The sequence below is a fragment of the Pseudomonas sp. TH04 genome, from assembly GCF_016651355.1.
Taxonomy (GTDB): Bacteria; Pseudomonadota; Gammaproteobacteria; order Pseudomonadales; family Pseudomonadaceae; genus Aquipseudomonas; species Aquipseudomonas fluorescens.
The window spans coordinates 5608525-5627501 of record NZ_JAEKEA010000001.1; the positions used below are offsets into that span (position 1 = coordinate 5608525).

Genomic DNA, 18977 nt, shown 5'->3' on the forward strand with positions numbered 1-18977 from the left:
TTGGGGTCTTACCTCGCCTGCTAGAAAGGAAACTCGATGACTCGTCTTCGTGCCATCTGTACCGCGGTTGCTCTGGTTTGCGCCAGCGGCCAAGTCTTTGCCGATACCGCCAGCCATAACGCCAGTGCCGAAGCCTTCCTTACCCTGGCCCACGCTGACAAGCTGGGTACCCCGGTGTACATGCAAGTGCAGCAAATGTTCGCCCAGCGTTTCGAACAAACCAAGGCGCCTGCCGCCAAGCAGTCCGTACTGGACAGCTACCAGGCCAAGGCCAATGCCGCCCTCGACCAGGCCATCGGCTGGCCGAAGCTGAAGCCGGACATGGTCAAGCTCTACACCACCAACTTCAGCGAATCCGAGCTCAAGGACCTGGTTGCTTTCTACCAGTCGCCACTGGGCAAGAAAGTCCTGGAAAAAATGCCGCAACTGACCCAGCAATCGGCCCAGATGACCCAGGCCAAACTGGAAAGCGCCGTGCCGGTGGTCAACAAGCTGTTGGAAGACATGACCAACGAGCTGACGCCGAAAGCCGCCGCACCGGCCAAGAAGAAGTAAGCAGGAATGACCATGCAACAGCGTATCGAAACGGCGCTCGCCGCCCTGAGCCCACAACACTTGAGCGTGCTGGATGAAAGCCACATGCACAGCCGTGGGTTGCAGACCCACTTCAAGGCCGTGCTGGTCAGCCAGCAGTTCGAGGGGCTTAACCGCGTCAAGCGCCACCAGACGGTCTATGCCACCCTCGGTGACCTGATGAGCGAATTTCATGCGCTGGCGCTGCATACCTATACGCCTGAAGAATGGGCGAAAATCGACGCAGCCCCGGCCTCGCCGACCTGCGCCGGCGGGCATAGCTGACGCACGGGTGTCTCTGACACCTGGCATTTGCTAGAATCCGCAACGCGCCGCTTAGCCGGCGCGTTTTTTTTGCATCCGGTTCACCCCTTACGAGGGTAGCCACCTGGAGAGAATACCCATGACCCAACCCATCGTCGTGGCGGCACTGTATAAGTTCGTCACCCTCGAAGACTACGTTGCGCTGCGCGAGCCACTGCTGCAGGCAATGGTCGACAATGGCATCAAAGGCACCTTGCTGATCGCCGAAGAAGGCATCAACGGCACCGTTTCCGGCAGCCGCGAAGGCATTGATGGCCTGATGGCCTGGCTGAAGAACGACCCGCGCATGGTCGACATCGACCATAAAGAATCGTACTGCGACGACCAGCCGTTCTACCGCACCAAGGTCAAGCTCAAGAAAGAGATCGTGACCCTGGGCGTCGAAGGCGTCGACCCCAACAAAAAAGTCGGCACCTACGTCGAGCCGCAAGATTGGAACGCGCTGATCAGCGACCCGGAAGTGCTGTTGATCGACACGCGCAACGACTACGAAGTGTCCATCGGCACCTTCGAAGGCGCGATCGACCCGAAAACCACCAGTTTTCGCGAGTTTCCCGACTACATCAAAGCCAACTTCGACCCGGCCAAGCACAAGAAAGTCGCGATGTTCTGCACCGGCGGCATTCGTTGCGAGAAGGCCTCCAGCTTTATGCTCAGCGAAGGCTTCGATGAGGTCTACCACCTCAAGGGTGGCATCCTGAAGTACCTCGAAGAGGTGCCTCAGGCAGAGACCAAATGGCAGGGCGACTGCTTTGTGTTCGACAATCGCGTCACCGTGCGCCACGACTTGAGCGAAGGCGACTACGATCAATGTCATGCCTGCCGTACACCGGTGAGCGTCGAAGACCGCGCGTCCGAGCATTATGTGGCCGGCATCAGTTGCCCGCATTGCTGGGATAAGCTGCCGGAGAAGACCCGTCGCAGCGCAATTGACCGGCAAAAGCAGATCGAGCTGGCCAAGGCCCGCAATTTGCCGCACCCGATTGGCTTCAACTACAAGCAAACCCCCTCCGAGGCCTGACCCATGCCCGCGCGCCTGCTCTATGTGATGGACCCGATGTGTTCCTGGTGCTGGGGCTTTGCCCCGGTGGCGCAGGCGCTGGTTGAGCAGGCCCAGGCGGCCGGCGTCGAGCTGCACCTGGTGGTGGGCGGTTTGCGCACCGGCAGCGGCGCGGCGTTGGAGCCGACGACCCGGCGCTACATTCTGGAGCACTGGCAGGCGGTCACCGAGGCCACTGGCCAGCCGTTCAAGCGTGAGGGGGCGTTGCCCGACGGTTTCGTCTATGACACAGAGCCTGCGTGCCGCGCCATCGTCACGGCACGCAGCCTGGCGCCAGACTGCGCGTGGAAGTTGCTGGGGCTGATCCAGCGCGCGTTTTATGTCGAGGGTCGTGATGTGACCCTCGCCAGCGTGTTGGTCGAGCTGGCCGAAGAGGCCGGCATACCGCGTATCGAGTTTGCCGGCGCCTTCGACCGTGCCGAGCAGCACGCCGCGACGGCCGCCGATTTCACTTGGGTGCAGGATTTGGGGATTGCCGGTTTCCCGACCTTGCTGGCCGAGCGCCATGGCCAGTTGGCGTTGTTGACCAACGGCTATCAGCCGCTGTCCGAGCTGTCGCCGTTGCTTGCCCGCTGGTTGGAGCGAGCCACCTGTGTATGACCAGCCCGACATCACCGAGCCCTCCAAACGCACAGATCGCCTGACCTGGGCGGAAATTCGCCGCCTGGCCCTGCGCCACAAGAAATCCCTGTGGATCGCCAACGGCGTTGCCGTGCTGGCGACCTTGTGCAGCGTGCCCATCCCTCTGTTGTTGCCCTTGCTGGTCGACGAAGTGCTGCTGGGCCATGGCGATGCCGCACTCAACGTGATGAACCACGCATTGCCGCTGGGTTGGCAGCAGGCTGCCGGGTATATCGGCCTGATGCTGCTGGTGACCCTGTGTTTGCGTTGCGGCGCGTTGGTGTTCAACGTTGTGCAGGCGCGGCTGTTTGCACGGCTGGCCAAGGACATTGTCTATCGCATCCGTGTGCGCCTGATCGAACGGCTCAAGCGTATATCCCTTGGCGAATACGAAAGCTTGGGCAGCGGCACAGTGACCACGCACCTGGTCACCGACCTGGATACCCTGGATAAGTTTGTCGGCGAAACCCTTAGCCGCTTCCTGGTGGCCATGCTGACGCTGCTGGGCACTTCGGCCATTCTGGTGTGGATGCACTGGCAGTTGGCGTTGCTGATCCTGCTGTTCAATCCGTTGGTGATCTATGCCACGGTGCAGTTGGGCAAGCGCGTCAAACACTTGAAGAAACTTGAGAACGACAGCACGTCGCGCTTCACCCAGGCCCTGACCGAAACCCTTGATGCCATCCAGGAAGTGCGGGCCGGCAACCGCCAGGGCTTTTTCCTCGGGCGCCTGGGCCAGCGTGCCCAGGAAGTGCGCGACTACGCCATTCATTCCCAATGGAAAACCGACGCTTCCAGCCGTGCCAGTGGCCTGTTGTTCCAGTTCGGCATCGACATCTTCCGTGCGGCGGCGATGCTCACCGTGTTGTTTTCCGACCTGTCCATCGGCCAGATGCTCGCCGTGTTCAGCTACCTGTGGTTCATGATCGGCCCGGTGGAACAACTGCTTAACCTGCAATACGCCTTTTACGCCGCGGGCGGCGCGCTGACGCGGATCAACGAGCTGCTGGCGCGTGCCGACGAGCCGCAATATGCCGGGGGCGAAGACCCGTTCACCGGGCGTGAGACCGTTGGCATCGAAGTACGTGGGCTCAACTTCGGCTACGGCGAAGACTTGGTGCTTGACCAGTTGAACCTGGCCATTGCACCGGGCGAGAAGGTCGCGATCGTCGGCGCCAGTGGCGGCGGCAAAAGTACCTTGGTGCAACTGCTGTTGGGGCTCTATACACCGCAGGCCGGCAGCATTCGTTTTGGTGGTGCGACCCAGCAGGAAATCGGTCTTGCAACCATCCGCGAGAACGTCGCCGTGGTGTTGCAACACCCGGCGCTGTTCAACGACACCGTGCGCGCCAACTTGACCATGGGCCGCACACGCACGGACCAGGCCTGCTGGCAGGCATTGGAAATTGCGCAGTTGGATGCTACCGTCAAGGCACTGCCTTTGGGCCTGGACAGCGTAGTGGGGCGCTCCGGTGTGCGCTTTTCCGGTGGCCAGCGCCAGCGCCTGGCAATCGCGCGGATGGTGTTGGCCGAACCCAAAGTGGTGATTCTGGATGAGGCCACCTCCGCCCTCGACGCCGCCACCGAGTACAACTTGCACCAGGCGCTGGCGCGGTTTCTCAGTGGGCGTACTACACTGATCATCGCCCACAGGCTTTCGGCGGTTAAGCAGGCTGACCGGGTGCTGGTATTCGATGGCGGGCGTATCGCCGAAGATGGCGACCACCAGCAGCTGATTGCTGAGGGTGGGTTGTACGCCAAGTTGTACGGCCACCTGCAACAAGTGCGTTGATTTAGCTTCGTCGGTGCTATCGGGATTGGTTTTTCGCGTGCGTATTCAGCTGTGCATGTGTAAGGGACTTCATGAAGCAAAAGCGGACTCTCGGAACGCCAAGGCTGTTGGGCATCGTCTGGCCCTTTATCGCCGTCGTATTGTTCCAGGCATTGTTAGGCTGCGTCAGTCTCTATGTGCTGTCGGCAGTGCGGGGCTATGTGGCTGGCGAGAGTCTTTGGTCCAAAGGCCAGAAAGACGCCATCTACTACCTGACGCTCTACGCTGATAACCGCGACGAAAGCACTTTTCTCAAATACCAGCAAGCGATTGCCGTCCCACAGGGCGGGCATGAATTGCGCATCGCGCTGGACCGTTCCACCCCGGACCTCGCTGCCGCACGCCAAGGCATCCTCAAGGGCGGCAACCACCCCGATGATGTGTCCAGCGTGATTTGGCTGTACCTCAACTTCCGCCACTTCAGTTACCTGGAAAAAGCCATTGAACTGTGGACCGTAGGCGACGGTTACCTGGTGCAACTGGATGACCTGGCCCGGACGATGCACCGGGCGATCCGCAGCGATCACGTCAGCCCCGGCGATATAAGCGAGTGGAAAGCGCGCATCATTGCCATCAACGACGGCGTTACGCCGGCTGCCAAGGCATTCAGCGATGCGTTGGGCGAAGGTTCGCGGATGATTTTGCGCCTGTTGCTGGTCACCAACCTGGCCACCGCCCTGGGCCTGATTGCCCTGGCGCTGCTGCGTACCCACAAGCTACTGAGCCAGCGCCACGCGTTCGCCATGGCCTTGCAGGCCGAGAAGGAGCGCGCACAGATCACCCTGGAGTCGATTGGCGACGGTGTGATTACCACGGATGTCGACGGTGCCATCGCCTACATGAACCCGGCCGCCGAGGCGCTTACCCATTGGAAGAGTGCCCAGGCCCAAGGCTTGCCCTTGGCGGCGTTATTCAATCTGCTCGATGAGGCTGCTGAACCCGACGGCTTTACCCTGATCGAGCACATCATCAAAGGCCGGCTCAGTGGTGGCAGCGAGCATTCCAAGCTGATCCAGCGCCTGGATGGCAGTACGGTTTCGGTCACTCTGGTGGGCGCGCCGATCCGCAGCGCCGGCAAGGTCAGCGGCGCGGTGCTGGTGCTGCACGACATGACGCAGGAGCGTCAGTACATTGCCAATCTGTCGTGGCAAGCCACCCACGATGCCTTGACCGGTTTGGCCAACCGTCGCGAGTTCGAATTCCGCCTGGAGCAGGTGCTGCATAACGTGGGGCGCCAGAAAGGCGGACGCCATGCGTTGATGTTTCTCGACCTGGACCAGTTCAAGCTGGTTAACGACACCTGCGGGCATGCGGCGGGTGATGAGCTGTTAAGGCATATCTGCGCGTTGCTGCAGTCGGACCTGCGTGAGGGCGACACCCTGGCGCGGCTGGGGGGCGACGAGTTCGGCATCCTGTTGGAAAACTGCCCGGCAGCGGTGGCGGAAAAGATCGCCGAGAGCCTGCGCCATACGGTGCAAAGCCTGCATTTCGTGTGGAAGGGCCGGCCGTTCATGACCACCGTCAGTATTGGCCTGGTGCATATCTCGCAATCCCCGACCACCCTGGAAACGTCACTACGCGCGGCCGATATGGCGTGCTACATGGCCAAGGAAAAGGGCCGTAACCGTGTGCAGGTCTACCATACCGATGATTCGGAATTGTCCCTGCGTTTTGGCGAAATGGCCTGGGTACAGCGCCTGCACGTGGCCTTGGAGGAAAATCGTTTTTGCCTCTACTCCCAGGAAATCTCGCCGCTGGGCCACACGGATGGCGGCAACGGCCATATTGAAATCCTGTTGCGCCTGCACGATGAGGCGGGCCGCATCATTCTACCCGACAGTTTTATTCCGGCGGCCGAACGTTATGGATTGATGACGTCGCTGGATCGCTGGGTGGTGGAAAACGTATTCAAAATCATCGCCGGTTGTATGCACGAACGGGCCGGGCGACCTATGGCCATGTGTGCGATTAATCTGTCAGGCATAACTATCGGAGATGATGATTTTCTCGGTTTTTTACGTGAGAAATTCGAGGCTTACAGCATTCCGCCGGAAATGATTTGTTTTGAAATAACTGAGACAAGCGCTATAGCCAATTTGGGTAGTGCAATTCGCTTTATTAATGAACTCAAAGCGTTAGGTTGCCATTTTTCCCTCGATGACTTTTGCGCCGGGATGTCCTCATTCGCTTATCTGAAACATTTACCTGTAGACTTCCTGAAGATCGATGGAAGTTTCGTAAAGGATATGCTGGACGACCCGATTAACCGCGCCATGGTCGAAGTGATCAACCACATCGGCCACGTCATGGGTAAACGCACGATTGCCGAGTTTGTTGAAACACCGCAGATCGAACAGGCTTTACTTGAGATCGGTGTTGATTACGCTCAGGGCTACCTGATTGAACGCCCGCAACTGTTTACCTTTGATAGCTTGCAGTGTCGACCTGTGCGGCCGCAGCCTCTGTTATTCAAGGCGCCCGGCACATTCCGCTGAAACATTTGCTGGTCTGTACAATCACACTTAAAAAAGGAGCCCTACAGTGATCGACACATTCAACAGAACCGGCCCGCTTATGGAAGCCTCAAGTTACCCCGCCTGGGCGCAACAATTGATCCAGGACTGTAGCGAGAGCAAGCGCCGAGTTGTCGAGCACGAACTGTACCAGCGCATGCGCGATAACACGCTCAGCGCCAAAACCATGCGCCACTACCTGATCGGTGGCTGGCCAGTGGTGGAGCAGTTTGCCTTGTACATGGCACAGAACCTCACCAAGACCAAGTTTGCCCGCCATCCCGGGGAGGATATGGCGCGTCGGTGGCTAATGCGCAATATTCGTGTGGAACTCAACCACGCCGATTACTGGGTACATTGGGCGCGCGCTCATGGCGTAAGCCTGGAAGAGCTGCAAGCGCAAAACGTACCGCCTGAGTTGCACGCGCTGAGTCACTGGTGCTGGCACACCAGCTCGGCCGATGCGTTGATCGTGGCGATTGCCGCAACCAACTACGCGATCGAGGGGGCGACTGGGGAGTGGTCCGCCGTGGTGTGTTCGACCGGTGTGTACGCGGCTGCCTTCCCTGAGGAAGACCGCAAGCGCGCAATGAAGTGGTTGAAGATGCACGCCCAGTACGACGACGCACACCCTTGGGAAGCCCTGGAAATCATCTGCACCCTGGCCGGGATGAACCCGAGCAAAGCGCTGCAGGTCGAGCTGCGCCAGGCCGTGTGCAAGAGCTATGACTACATGTACCTGTTTTTGGAAAGCTGCATGCAGTTGGAAAATGAAAAAGCCAAGGCGTCAGCTGTGGTTCGCGAACGCCCGGTTCGCATCGCCAGCGAGGCGTGATGTAAGCGTGATGGCGGGGTGTTTACCCCGCCATTGCCAAGCGGTTGCGACCTTCGCGCTTTGCCACATACAAGGCGTTGTCGGCCCGGCGCAACAGGCTTTCGGCAGACTCGGCAGCCAGCAAGGTCGAGCAGCCCAGACTCACCGTCAATTCGATCCGCTTGCCGTCGGCCCAATAATCCTGAACCTGCGCAGCCCGGCGCAGGCGTTCGCCGACCATGCCAGCCGCGTCCCGGCCGGTATTCGACAGTAAAATCAGAAACTCTTCGCCACCAAACCGAAACACCATGTCGACGTTGCGCAACTGGCTTTTGATCGACCCGGCCACGGCGCGCAGTACGATATCGCCCGCTGCATGGCCGTGGGTGTCGTTGATTTTCTTGAAGTGATCGATGTCCAGCATCAACAAGGACAGCGGGCTCAGGTGCCGCCGGGCCATGTCGATTTCGCGTTGCAGGGTCTGGTCCATCGCAATGCGGTTGCCGGTATCGGTCAAGGGGTCACGCAGGGCGCTGCGGGTGGCGGCGCGGTAGAGCAAGGCGTTGCGCATCGGGTAAAGCAAGGTTGAAAGCAGCGACTCAAGTTGGCCCAACTCGTCTTCCATCAAGCGTTGGTTGCGACGGAATATCAGCTCGCCCAAGTGTTCGCCTTCATGGCTCAAGGTGTAGCTCACTGAGTGGTGGCCGCGGTGGCCGAACTCGAGGCGCAAGTCGCTGGCTTCATGGCGATATTGCAGAGCATCCAGAGGAACCAGGCGCTGAACTTCACGAAAGAACAAAGCCAAGATACGCTCCGGCTCCAGGCTGGTTTGCAATTGCTGGCTCAGTTGCTGATGAAGCTGGGCAAGGGTGGCTGGACGACGTGGAAGAAGAGCTGGCTGACCAAACCCCAGGCGTTGCAATTTGGCACTGTCGAAGTCAATTGCGTTGGTCTGGGTCGGTGATTTCATAAGCTGACGGCCTCTAAGCACATAACTGTCCTACAGGCTGCACGAGAGTGGCAAATGCCAAGCGTCTTACTGTTCCTTCAGTTCCGTAAAACATTGGAACAGTTTAAACCGCTTTGCCATGGGTTATAACCCCTGGGCAGTGCCACACGTCTTGTCATCGCTTTACCTGCTTCAACGCTAATAGAGCGAGATTCATGCCACTTTGCTCAACTTAATAAAAAGCCTTATAAATCAACGACCGTTTTTAAAGGCAAAATCGGTCGCTGAATAACTGCGTCAGTTATTTGGCTGCTTGAACCAAGGTGGTGTGGTCAATCTGGTCAATCGACGTAACGCCGGTCAAGGTCATGGCCACGCGCATTTCCTTGGCGAAAATATCCAGCAGGTTTTCCACGCCGTGCTGGCCGGCGGCGGCCAAGGCATACACGGTCGAGCGCCCCAGCAGGCAACCCTTGGCACCGAGGGCGAGCATGCGCACCACGTCGAGCCCGGAGCGAATGCCTGAGTCCACCAGCACGGTCAGGTCATCACCCACGGCCTCGGCAATCGGCGGCAGTGCTTTGGCGGTCGACAACACGCCGTCGAGCTGGCGGCCGCCATGGTTGGAGACCACGATGCCATCGGCACCGAAACTGACCGCGTCCTTGGCGTCCTGTGGGTCGAGGATGCCCTTGATGATCATCGGGCCCTTCCAGAACTCGCGGATCCACTCCAGGTCTTTCCAACTGATCGACGGGTCGAAATTGTTCGCCAGCCAGCCGATGTAATCTTCCAGGTGGGTGGGTTTGCCGAGGTAGTTGGAAATATTGCCCAAGTCGTGGGGGCGGCCCATCAAGCCCACGTCGAATGCCCATTGTGGCTTGGTGATGGCCTGCAGCATCCGACGTGAGGCCGCGTACGGCCCGGACATGCCCGAGTGCGCATCACGATAGCGTGCGCCCGGCGTCGGCATGTCCACGGTGAACACCAGTGTCGTCACTCCGGCCGCCTGGGCCCGCTCCAGCGCGTTACGCATGAAACCGCGATCCTTGAGCACATAGAGCTGGAACCAGATCGACTGCGGGCTTTGCGACGCCACTTCTTCAATCGGGCACACCGACACGGTCGACAGGCAGAACGGTATGCCCTTGTTGGCTGCGGCCTTGGCCGCCTGCACCTCACCACGCCGCGCATACATGCCGGTCAAGCCGACCGGGCTGAGGATAATCGGCATGTCCTGTTCCTTGCCGAACAACGTGGTCTTGAGGCTCAGGTTGTCGACATTGCGCAGGATGCGCTGGCGCAGGCTGATCTCGGCCAGGTCCGAACCGTTGGCGCGCATTGTGTGCTCGGCGTAAGCGCCGCCGTCGATGTAGTCGAACAGGAAGCGCGGCAGCTTGCGTTTGGCGGCTGCGCGGTAGTCGGAGGCGGACGAGATGATCATGAAGGGATTCTCTACAGAGCTTGGTCACCCCACGATAAGCAAAAAACTGGCATGATAAAAACAACTTTTATCACTAGCATCCAGTCGCTAAAGGAATACTGATGAACCTGCGCACATTGCGTGCCTTTGTTGAAGTGGTGCGCCAGGGCGGTTTCTCCCAGGCGGCTGACGTGGTGGCATTGACTCAATCCACCGTGAGCAAGGCGGTCAAGACACTGGAGGATGAATTGGGCACGCCGCTGCTTAACCGCCTGGGTCACAAGAATGAACTGACAGCCGCCGGCGAAATTGCTTACCGCCGCGCCCTGGTGTTGCTCGCTGAGCAAAACGATTTGGTGGCTGAGATCAATGATCTGCGGGGTCTCAAGCGCGGCGTACTGCGCATAGGCTTGCCGCCGGTAGGCTGCGGTGTACTGTTCGCGGCGATGTTCGCCGCCTACCGCACGCGCTACCCCGACATCGAAATCGAACTCACCGAGTACGGCAGCAAAAGGCTGCGTGAATGCCTGGAAGCCGGGGAGGTCGACCTCGCGGCCCTGCTGCTGCCAGCGGATCAAGGGTTTGACTACCAACCCGTGCGCAATGAACCGCTGATGGCTGTGTTACCCATGAGCCACCCACTGGCGCGGCGCAAACGCATCGACTTCACCGACCTCGCCGACTCCCCGTTCATCTTGTTCGAAGCCGGCTTCGCCCTGAACGCCAAAATCCTCGCCGCCTGCGAGCTCAAAGGTGTGACGCCACGGGTAACGGCGCGTAGCGGGCAAATCGACTTTATCGTCGACCTGGTCTCTGCAGGATTGGGTGTCGCCTTTTTGCCGCGCATGCTCGCACTCAAGCATCAGCACGCCGGGATTGCCTTGATCCCCCTGGACGAGCCGCACACCGATTGGCACATCGCCCTGGCTTGGCGTGCCAGTGCCCACCTGCCACCCGCCGCCCGCGCATGGCTGGACCTGGCCAAAGAAATGGCCAGCCCTGTGCGGTGAAGGAACCCGCTGTGCAGGTTTTTGCCTGAAATGCATCGCAGTGCTTGACTTCTTCTTTTTAATCAGTAACATACGGCGCATTCCGCGATAGCTCAGTTGGTAGAGCAAATGACTGTTAATCATTGGGTCCCTGGTTCGAGTCCAGGTCGTGGAGCCAGATAGAGAAAAGCCTGCAGAGATGCAGGCTTTTTTTTGGCTTGGATTTGGCTCGCTCGTTGGGGGCGCAGCCGGGTCCGGCCGTTCAACTCAGTCGCCAGCGCTTTTCCTCCACCGGTTAAATTCCCAGGTTCAAGACGTCACCCGCGAGCGGGCGCTCTGTATTTAAGCGCGGGAGGCTGGTAAGTATGGCGGCGAACAGTGGTTTGGTAGCCCGTCATGAAGCGTCATTTTGAAGATTTGCAGCTAGGCAGCATTGAGCTGTTTTGTCTCGCAGCCGAAGCCAATAGTTTCACCGCTGCCGCGCAAACAGCGGGGGTGACGCCGGCGGCGGTGAGCCGCAGCATCTCGCGCCTGGAGGAGCGCCTGGGTTCGCGCCTGTTTGTGCGCACCACCCGCAGCATTCGGCTTACCGAGAGCGGCAGGATTTTTTTCGAGCAATGCCGCCAGGCGTTGACGCAACTGGTCGAGGCGCAACAGGCAGTCATGGGCGCGCAGTCTGTCCCGTCCGGGCTGCTGCGCATCAGTATCCCTACCACCTACGCCCACCACCGTTTGCTGCCGTTGTTGCCCAAATTTCGTGCGCTGTACCCTCAAGTCAGCGTGGACATCCACATCAGCAATCGCAATATCGACTTCGTCGCCGAAGGTTATGACCTGGCCATTCGCGTGCGTGCCCAGCCGGACTCGTCGCTGATCGCGCGCCCGCTGGAAGAGGCTGAACTGGTGGTGGTGGCAACCCCGGCTTACCTCAAGCGAGTCGGTACGCCGCAGACCTTGGAGGATTTGCCCGGGCATGAGTGCATCCAGTACGAACTGCCGAGTAATGGCCGGCGTATTTCCTGGTTATTCCAGGTGGACGGCAAAGCCCAGGAGTACGTAGGGGCGGCGGGGTACAGCTGTGCCGATGATGTGCTGGGTGGCGTGACCCTGGCAAAACACGGGGCCGGGCTGTTTCAGACGTACAGGTTTATTGTTGAGCAAGCGCTGGCTGAGGGCAGTCTCGTGGAAGTGTTGAAACCGTTTGGGGGACGCTCGCGGCCGTTTACGTTGCTGTATCCCCACGGGCGCTACGTGCCACATCGGGTGCGTGCGTTTGTGGATTTTTTGCTCGGGTATCGGGAGCTGTGGGCGAAGGACTCAACACTGCCATAAGAATTTCGCCGAGACGCCCGAGCAGTCGCACTCGAAAAGGTAAGCGCAACCGCCGGCGAAGTTCATCTCCGTTGTGTGGTCGGGGCCCGGTTCGAGCTGTGCGACAAAGCGCATCGGTGCGTTGCAATGGTTGCAACTCGGTGTTTGCTCGGCCTGTAACCAGGAAGGTGCGCCGCCAAGCTGGCCGAGGACGTCGCGACGGCGACCGCTAAACGCGTTGTGCGCCTGCGTGTAATCAACGGCCTGGGTCGGCTCGACCCGCGCGCCGTAGCCTGTGCCGCGGGTCACTTGGCCCGCGCTCGGCAGGGCCGCGACGTGCAGGTCCTTGACTGGCACGCACACCACCGCGTTGGCGCCGCCGTCTGCTTCCCACTGCCCGCATTCACCGGGGTTTTCATCGCACATAAAAATCAGGTGCAGGTGCTGGGCGCCGGTAGGGCGGATCTGCCCAAGAAATTGCAGAGGGCTCGCGCAACCCTTGCAAGTGGGCCAGGCAAAGCCTTCGTTAACCGATGGCGTGCCACCAAACCGTGTGTCGGCACAGGCGCCCGGTGTGACGGTGGGCTCGGCAATCAGCAAATGGATGGACGGCGAGGTACCCATCGTGGACGCCGGTGTTTTCAGGCCGCCGAACAGTTTTTTGAAGAGCTTCATGCGCATGCCATCCGTTTAAACGGTTTCGTTGTCTGTGACTCTGCGGCCCACCCTCGCAGAAGCAATCTCCCACGTCTGCATGAGCTGTGTGATTGCGGCATCAAGGGTGGCGTGTGCCACATCATCGCGCGCCAGGATCGAAACGCCCTGCAGGAAACTGTCGAATACCGTCGCCATCACCGGTGCATCAAGCGTGTCCGGGAGTTGCCCGGCACGGATTGCACGCTCAACACAGGCCACAATGCCCGCGCGCGTTCGCGCACGCGATTGCGTCAAGGCCTCTGCCACCCGTGCGTTTTCAGGGCTGGGTGCGCTCATCACACCCAGTGCCACCATGCAGCCCTTGGGGTGCCCGTCCTCACACTGCATGCGTGTCGACTGGCGCAGCGCGGTTTCGATGGCCTCGCGCGGTGGCAAGGTGTCGTCCCACAAGCATTCGGTAACCTGGGCGTAGGTCGCGAGGTAGCGCTGCACGCATTCATCGAACAGCGCCTCTTTGGAGCCGAACGCCGCGTAAAAACTCGGCGCAGAGATGCCGCCGCCCAAGCCGGCTTTGAGCTGGGCGAGTGAGGTGGCGTCGTAGCCGTGCTCCCAGAACAGGTGCAGGGCCTGTTCCACGGCGTGGTCACGGTCAAAATTACGCGGGCGGCCCATTTGCGCCATGTCGAGACTCCTCTGAAGAACGAGATAAATACTAGTCGATACATAAGTCATTGACAATGCAACACGCCCACCTGCAACATTTGTATCGATCAGTATTTAAGTGGCTCAAAAGGAGTTTCCCGTGACCCCCTCACTCAGCGTATCCGCGTCGTCCGAGCGCTTGCCCATTGGCGCCTTGCTCGCCCTGGCCATGACCGGCTTTATCTGCATCGTCACTGAAACCCTGCCCGCCGGCCTGTTGCCGTTGATCAGCACAGGCCTGTCGATTTCGCCGTCGGCAGCCGGGCAGATGGTCACCGCCTACGCCTTGGGCTCCGTGCTGGCGGTGATCCCGATGACGATCGCCACCCGTGGCTGGCGGCGGCGAAATGTGCTGTTGCTGACCATTGTCGGCTTCCTGCTGTTCAACTCCATCACGGCGCTGTCGTCCCACTATGGCGTCACCCTGGTGGCGCGTTTCTTCGCCGGTGTGGCGGCGGGTTTGGCCTGGAGCCTGCTGGCGGGTTACGCGCGGCGTATGGTCGCGCCGGAGCAACAGGGCAGGGCGCTTGCCTTGGCGATGGTCGGCACACCGATTGCGCTGTCGTTGGGCGTACCGCTCGGCACGTGGCTGGGTGGCCTGGTGGGTTGGCGCACCACGTTCGGCCTGATGTCGGCGCTGACCCTGGTGCTGATCGTGTGGGTGCTGGTGAAGGTCCCGGACTATCCGCCGCAGGCGGCGCATCAGCGTGTGTCGTTGGGTAACGTGCTGACCACCCCCGGCGTGCGGCCGGTGCTGGCGGTCGTGATCAGTTGGATGCTGGCGCACAACATTCTGTACACCTACATCGCACCCTTCGTGGCGCCTGCGGGCTTGAGCGATCGCGTCGATCTGGTGCTGCTGGTGTTCGGCATCGCCGCGTTGGCGGGGATTTGGCTGACGGCAAAACTAGTCGAGCCGCTGTTGCGCAAGACCGTACTGGCGAGCCTCGCGACGTTCGCGGCGGTCTGCGTGGTGTTCGGCTTCTCGGGCCGTGTACCCAGCGTCATCTACCTCGGCATGGCCGTGTGGGGGCTGAGTTTCGGTGGCGCGGCAACATTGCTGCAAACCGCGCTGGCGGATGCCGCCGGGGATGGCGCGGATGTGGCGCTGTCGCTGAATGTAGTGGCGTGGAACAGTGCGATTGCCGGCAGCGGTGTGGTCGGTGGCGTGCTGCTTGATACCTGGGGCGTCGTCTCGTTTCCCTGGGCGATGGTGCTGTTGATCGCGGTATCCTTTGTGATTGCCTGGGGCGCTCACGCCCATGGATTCAAACCGGGTGCACGTGACACAGAAAAACCGGCGATGGCCGGGCACTAATCTGACTTGGTTGGGTCAATAATCCTCGCAATATCATTCACTTGGCTCCGTTTTTCGGAGCCTGCCGCCTCACTCCCTTTCGAAGAAGTCATGCATGCACCTGCGCACAATTGCAGCTGGGCTGTCGGCCCTTGTTTTGCTATCCACTGGCGTACAAGCCCGTGGCCTGCTGGACCTGATCAAGTTACCCACCCCGGAACACACTGCTCGCTCCGGCTCGATCAGCCAGCACGCGGCCCTCGACCTTTATTCCAGTAAAGAAAAACAGCTTTCATTCGACGCCTGCGTCGACCTGTTCCCAGGCGCCACGCCGATCAACACGGCCAGCGTGCCCGCCACGATGAAACCCCTGGCGTTGTGTTCGGATAACTTCGCGGTGCTCTACTCACAAACCAGCAAGACGCCGCTGGTGGTGGTCGAACGCTTGAATGCCGCCCAGTTGAAGGACGCCAAGGGCGAGGAGCGCACCAACCAGTTCTACGCGGACCCGCGCATTCCCAAGGGCGCGCGCGCAGAGTTGAGCGACTACCGTGGCCAGCATCCGGCGGTCGACCGTGGTCACCAGTCGCCGGCCGCTGATGCGCCGAATGCGAATGCCATGGCCCAATCTTTCGCGCTGTCGAACATGGTGCCGCAAGACCCCACCAACAACCGCAAGATCTGGAGCAAGGTCGAGGCGGACGTGCGCAAGTTTGCCGTGCGTGCCGGCGGCGATGTGTTTGTGTTTACCGGCCCGCTGTTTGACGCGGGCTACAGCACCATCGGCGACAACAAGGTCTGGGTGCCGACGCGTCTGTTCAAGCTGGTCTACGACACCTCGTCGAAACGCGCCTGGGCCTATGTGCTGCCCAATGCGGAAACCCGTGTCCAAAAGCCGATGGACTACGACACCTTTGTGAAAAGCACCGGGCTCAAGTTGCTGGGCAATCTTCCGGTCACCGGGTCGGTGGGGCGCACCTGATGTGACACCCCCAAGGCTGGCAGAACCGCCAGCCTTACCTGGCCTTCTTCAGCGCCTTCAACCGTAACGTCGCGCGCTGTACGGCGGCCATTTTCTCCGGGCGCTTCATGCGCTTCCACTTACGGATGTCGTCCTTGCTCCGTCCACAGCTGACGCACAGATCACCACTCAGTTGGCAAGTGGAGATGCAGGGGTTCTCGATATCTTTAGCCAAGGGTTCACCTGGGTTTGCTAGGGGGCGCGCGGCTAGGCCGCACGAAATTCAACGGTGAGGTGGCTCACTTCATGCACCGGTTTGAGGCGCTCGCGAATGCTTTCGGCATCGGTGGTCGAGCGGCCCACCACGCTGACGATGGCCGCGTGCGCGTCGGGGCCGACGCGCCACACGTGCAGATCGGTAATCGTCGCATCACCGGGTTGTTCGACGAGTTCACGAATTTCTGCGGCGACGTGTTCATCGGTTTGATCCAGCAATACGCCAGCGGTCGTGCGCATCAAACTCCAGGACCACCGCGCAATCACCACCGCGCCGACGATACCCATCGCCGGGTCCAGCCACACCCAGCCCAGATAACGGCCGGCCAGCAACGCGGCGATGGCGAGCACAGAGGTCAGCGCATCGGCGAGCACATGCACGTAGGCTGAGCGCATGTTGTTGTCGTGGCCATGATGGTCGTGGTCGTGGTCGTGATCATGCCCGTGGCTGTGACCGTGGCCCAGCAACAGCGCGCTGACGACATTTACTGCCAGCCCCACCACCGCAATCAGCGTGGCTGTACCAAACTGCACTTCAGCCGGCTGCAGCAAGCGCATCACCGACTCGACACCAATGCCCAAGGACACCAGCGCCAGGATAAGCGCCGAGGCGAAGCCACCCAGGTCGCCGACTTTGCCGGTGCCGAAGCTGTAGCGTGAGTTACTCGCATTGCGCCTGGCGTAGGCGTAGGCCGCAGCGGCAATGCCCAGCGCCGCCGCATGGGTAGCCATGTGAAAGCCGTCCGCCATTAGCGCCATGGAACCGGTCAAGGCCCCGGCGGCAATTTCTGCGACCATCATCACCACCGTCAGCATCACCACCCACAGGGTGCGTTTGGCGTTTTCGTCATGGGCCGAACCGAGGAAGACATGTTCGTGCGTGTGAGCACTAGGGAGGGCGTTCATTTGGAGTACCGCCGAATGGCTTCCAGCAGTTCTTCAACGCCGCGTGCGCGGGCCTCCTCGCTGAGTGAGGGATCGGCCACATGCGCCCTGGCATGGTCTTCGATAATTTCTTCCATCAAGCCGTTGATGGCGCCGCGTGTGGCGGCCACCAGGTGCAGCGTCTTGGCGCAGTCGAGGTCTGACTCCAGCGCTCGCTCAACCGCCTGGAGCTGCCCGGCGATGCGTTTGACGCGCTTGATCAGGCTGTCTTTGTTTGCGGCGATGTGGCCCACGATATACCCCCCCTACCTATGAGGGTGCGGATCATTGCATACCCCGCCCCCCTATGCAATGTTGCGCGTGCGGCGACATGCTCAAGGCGGCTACCTGGGCTTATCCAACTGGCGCCTGAGGGTGTAAAGCGCCACGCCAACCGCCAGAATGCCGGACACCGCGCCGACCACCAGCGCCCAGCGCGGGCCCAGGTGGTCGGCCACCCAACCGACGATGGGCGCACCCAGCGGCGTGCCACCCAGTGCGACGGCGACGCGCAGGGCGATCACCCGGCCGCGCATGGCCGGCTCCGTGGTGAGTTGCATCAAGCTGTTGGTGGTGTTGCTGAACGTCATCGCGCCCACGCCGATGATCACCAGCGCAATCGCGAACATCCAGTAATTGGGCGCCAGGGCCGCCAGGAAACAGCCAAACCCGAACACCGCGGCACCAATCAACAGTGACTTGAACTGCGGTCGTTCACTGCCCGCGGCAATCAATGCCCCGGCGATGGTGCCGATGGCCAGGGTCGAGGTCAGCAGGCCGTAGCCACGCGCATCGGCCTGGAACACGCTGACGGCCATGGTCGAGATAAAAATCGGGAAGTTCATGCCGAAGGTGCCGATCAGAAACAGCATCAGCAAGATTGCCTTCAGGTCCGGCCGCGCCCACACATAACGCATGCCCTCGGTCAGGCTGCCTTTGGTGCGTGGGGCTCGCACCTTGGCGTGCAGACGCGAGACGCGCAGGAAAAACAGGGACGCCAGGACCGCAAAAAAACTCGAACCATTGAGCAGGAACGCCCAGCCGGTGCCGACCGAAGCGATGGTCACGCCCGCCACCGCCGGGCCGATCATGCGCGCCATATTGAACGACGTTGAGTTGAGTGCGATGGCATTCGACAAGTCCTTCTCACCCACCAGCTCCGCCACAAAAATCTGCCGCACCGGTGCATCGAAGGCCGAGGCACACCCTGATAGAAATGCAAACACATAGACGTGCCAGAGCTGCACGAACCCGGTGATGGTAAACACCCCCAGTGTCAGCGCGAGTACGCCCATGACCGCCTGGGTGGCGATCAGCAGTTTGCGCTGGTCGTAGTGGTCGGCGGCAAAACCGGTCCAGGGCAGCAACAACAGCTGCGGCCCGAACTGCAACGCCATGACGATGCCCACGGCCGCGGCGTTGTGCGGCGTGAGCTGGGTGAGCACCAGCCAGTCCTGGGCGGTGCGCTGCATCCAGGTGCCGACGTTGGACACCAGGGCGCCGGCGGCCCAGATGCGGTAGTTGGGGCTGCGCAGGGAGCGGAAAGTGCCGAGGACACTCATGACGGCTTCAGTTACCCCCGTTGCCGAGCGGCCCGAGCAAGGTCGGTGCCGTGCCCGATTTACCGCGCGTGGGGAATACGCGCTGACGGTGGCAGGCGTGCGCTTCGATGATCAGGGCGGTGGTTGCGTCCAGCGAGGTGACAGCCATGCTACTTCCTCAATCGGGTCGTACAACAATCAGCAAGGCGCG

At 60.7% G+C, this 18977-nt stretch carries 20 protein-coding genes and 1 tRNA gene; 12 read left to right on the forward strand and 9 right to left on the reverse strand.

The window, feature by feature from the left end; all coding sequences use genetic code 11:
* The first annotated feature begins 36 nt into the window (after positions 1 to 36).
* The 7 genes from JFT85_RS25230 (at position 37) to JFT85_RS25260 (ending at position 7757) form a co-directional block, all read left to right on the forward strand.
* Positions 37 to 555, forward strand: coding sequence for a DUF2059 domain-containing protein (locus JFT85_RS25230; protein WP_003236690.1), 519 nt, complete (start codon positions 37 to 39; stop codon positions 553 to 555).
* A 6-nt stretch (positions 556 to 561) separates the two neighbouring features.
* Positions 562 to 858, forward strand: a complete 297-nt coding sequence (locus tag JFT85_RS25235) for a BolA family protein (RefSeq protein ID WP_053257204.1) — start codon at positions 562 to 564, stop codon at positions 856 to 858.
* Positions 859 to 976: 118 nt separating this feature from the next.
* Positions 977 to 1918, forward strand: coding sequence for an oxygen-dependent tRNA uridine(34) hydroxylase TrhO (gene trhO, locus JFT85_RS25240; RefSeq protein ID WP_053257203.1), 942 nt, complete (start codon positions 977 to 979; stop codon positions 1916 to 1918).
* A 3-nt stretch (positions 1919 to 1921) separates the two neighbouring features.
* Complete coding sequence (locus tag JFT85_RS25245) at positions 1922 to 2557, forward strand: DsbA family protein (protein WP_053257202.1); 636 nt, start codon at positions 1922 to 1924, stop codon at positions 2555 to 2557.
* A 10-nt stretch (positions 2558 to 2567) separates the two neighbouring features.
* Entirely contained in the window at positions 2568 to 4370 is a 1803-nt protein-coding gene (locus JFT85_RS25250) for an ABC transporter ATP-binding protein (protein WP_167422784.1), read from the forward strand.
* Positions 4371 to 4441: 71 nt separating this feature from the next.
* Complete coding sequence (locus JFT85_RS25255; protein WP_201230633.1) at positions 4442 to 6904, forward strand: EAL domain-containing protein; 2463 nt, start codon at positions 4442 to 4444, stop codon at positions 6902 to 6904.
* A gap of 46 nt (positions 6905 to 6950) precedes the next feature.
* Positions 6951 to 7757: a TenA family transcriptional regulator gene (locus JFT85_RS25260; protein WP_053257199.1), complete on the forward strand. Its 807-nt coding sequence runs from the start codon at positions 6951 to 6953 to the stop codon at positions 7755 to 7757.
* A 22-nt stretch (positions 7758 to 7779) separates the two neighbouring features.
* Here the strand turns inward: JFT85_RS25260 and JFT85_RS25265 are convergent, their stop codons facing one another.
* Both JFT85_RS25265 and lldD read right to left on the reverse strand, forming a co-directional pair.
* Complete coding sequence (locus JFT85_RS25265) at positions 7780 to 8706, reverse strand: GGDEF domain-containing protein (RefSeq protein WP_053257198.1); 927 nt, start codon at positions 8704 to 8706, stop codon at positions 7780 to 7782.
* Between the two features lie 280 nt (positions 8707 to 8986).
* Positions 8987 to 10129 carry an FMN-dependent L-lactate dehydrogenase LldD gene (gene lldD / locus JFT85_RS25270; protein WP_053257197.1) on the reverse strand — a complete coding sequence of 381 codons (1143 nt, stop codon included), beginning with the start codon at positions 10127 to 10129 and terminating at the stop codon, positions 8987 to 8989.
* Positions 10130 to 10230: 101 nt separating this feature from the next.
* On the opposite strand from lldD, the gene JFT85_RS25275 reads away from it, so the two are divergent.
* From JFT85_RS25275 to JFT85_RS25285, 3 genes are all read left to right on the forward strand, one after another.
* Positions 10231 to 11118: a LysR family transcriptional regulator gene (locus JFT85_RS25275; protein WP_053257196.1), complete on the forward strand. Its 888-nt coding sequence runs from the start codon at positions 10231 to 10233 to the stop codon at positions 11116 to 11118.
* An 81-nt stretch (positions 11119 to 11199) separates the two neighbouring features.
* Positions 11200 to 11275: transfer RNA gene (locus JFT85_RS25280), tRNA-Asn, on the forward strand.
* 218 nt (positions 11276 to 11493) lie between these two features.
* Positions 11494 to 12429, forward strand: a complete 936-nt coding sequence (locus JFT85_RS25285) for a LysR family transcriptional regulator (protein WP_073639010.1) — start codon at positions 11494 to 11496, stop codon at positions 12427 to 12429.
* Here JFT85_RS25285 and JFT85_RS25290 read toward each other — a convergent pair.
* The gene (locus JFT85_RS25290; protein WP_201230634.1) at positions 12415 to 13083 is read right to left on the reverse strand and encodes a hypothetical protein; all 669 of its coding nucleotides are present in this window, start codon (positions 13081 to 13083) and stop codon (positions 12415 to 12417) included. The genes JFT85_RS25285 and JFT85_RS25290 overlap by 15 nt on opposite strands.
* A gap of 15 nt (positions 13084 to 13098) precedes the next feature.
* Positions 13099 to 13746 (reverse strand): TetR/AcrR family transcriptional regulator, encoded by a 648-nt coding sequence (locus tag JFT85_RS25295; RefSeq protein ID WP_201230635.1) that lies wholly within the window; start codon positions 13744 to 13746, stop codon positions 13099 to 13101.
* Between the two features lie 121 nt (positions 13747 to 13867).
* Between JFT85_RS25295 and JFT85_RS25300 the strand changes: the two genes are divergently transcribed.
* Positions 13868 to 15085 (forward strand): MFS transporter, encoded by a 1218-nt coding sequence (locus JFT85_RS25300; RefSeq protein WP_201230636.1) that lies wholly within the window; start codon positions 13868 to 13870, stop codon positions 15083 to 15085.
* 94 nt (positions 15086 to 15179) lie between these two features.
* Positions 15180 to 16046: a DNA/RNA non-specific endonuclease gene (locus tag JFT85_RS25305; protein ID WP_073639006.1), complete on the forward strand. Its 867-nt coding sequence runs from the start codon at positions 15180 to 15182 to the stop codon at positions 16044 to 16046.
* 34 nt (positions 16047 to 16080) lie between these two features.
* Here JFT85_RS25305 and JFT85_RS25310 read toward each other — a convergent pair whose 3' ends face one another.
* From JFT85_RS25310 to JFT85_RS25330, 5 genes are all read right to left on the reverse strand, one after another.
* Positions 16081 to 16260, reverse strand: a complete 180-nt coding sequence (locus JFT85_RS25310) for a DUF1289 domain-containing protein (protein ID WP_053257190.1) — start codon at positions 16258 to 16260, stop codon at positions 16081 to 16083.
* A gap of 32 nt (positions 16261 to 16292) precedes the next feature.
* Positions 16293 to 17207: a CDF family Co(II)/Ni(II) efflux transporter DmeF gene (gene dmeF, locus JFT85_RS25315; protein WP_069551010.1), complete on the reverse strand. Its 915-nt coding sequence runs from the start codon at positions 17205 to 17207 to the stop codon at positions 16293 to 16295.
* A complete protein-coding gene (locus tag JFT85_RS25320; protein WP_053257188.1) occupies positions 17204 to 17479 on the reverse strand; it encodes a metal/formaldehyde-sensitive transcriptional repressor in 276 nt (91 codons plus the stop codon). The genes dmeF and JFT85_RS25320 overlap by 4 nt, the downstream gene beginning before the upstream one ends.
* 90 nt (positions 17480 to 17569) lie before the next feature.
* The gene (locus JFT85_RS25325; RefSeq protein ID WP_169875111.1) at positions 17570 to 18787 is read right to left on the reverse strand and encodes an MFS transporter; all 1218 of its coding nucleotides are present in this window, start codon (positions 18785 to 18787) and stop codon (positions 17570 to 17572) included.
* A gap of 7 nt (positions 18788 to 18794) precedes the next feature.
* Positions 18795 to 18935 (reverse strand): hypothetical protein, encoded by a 141-nt coding sequence (locus JFT85_RS25330; RefSeq protein ID WP_155512288.1) that lies wholly within the window; start codon positions 18933 to 18935, stop codon positions 18795 to 18797.
* Positions 18936 to 18977: the final 42 nt, after the last annotated feature.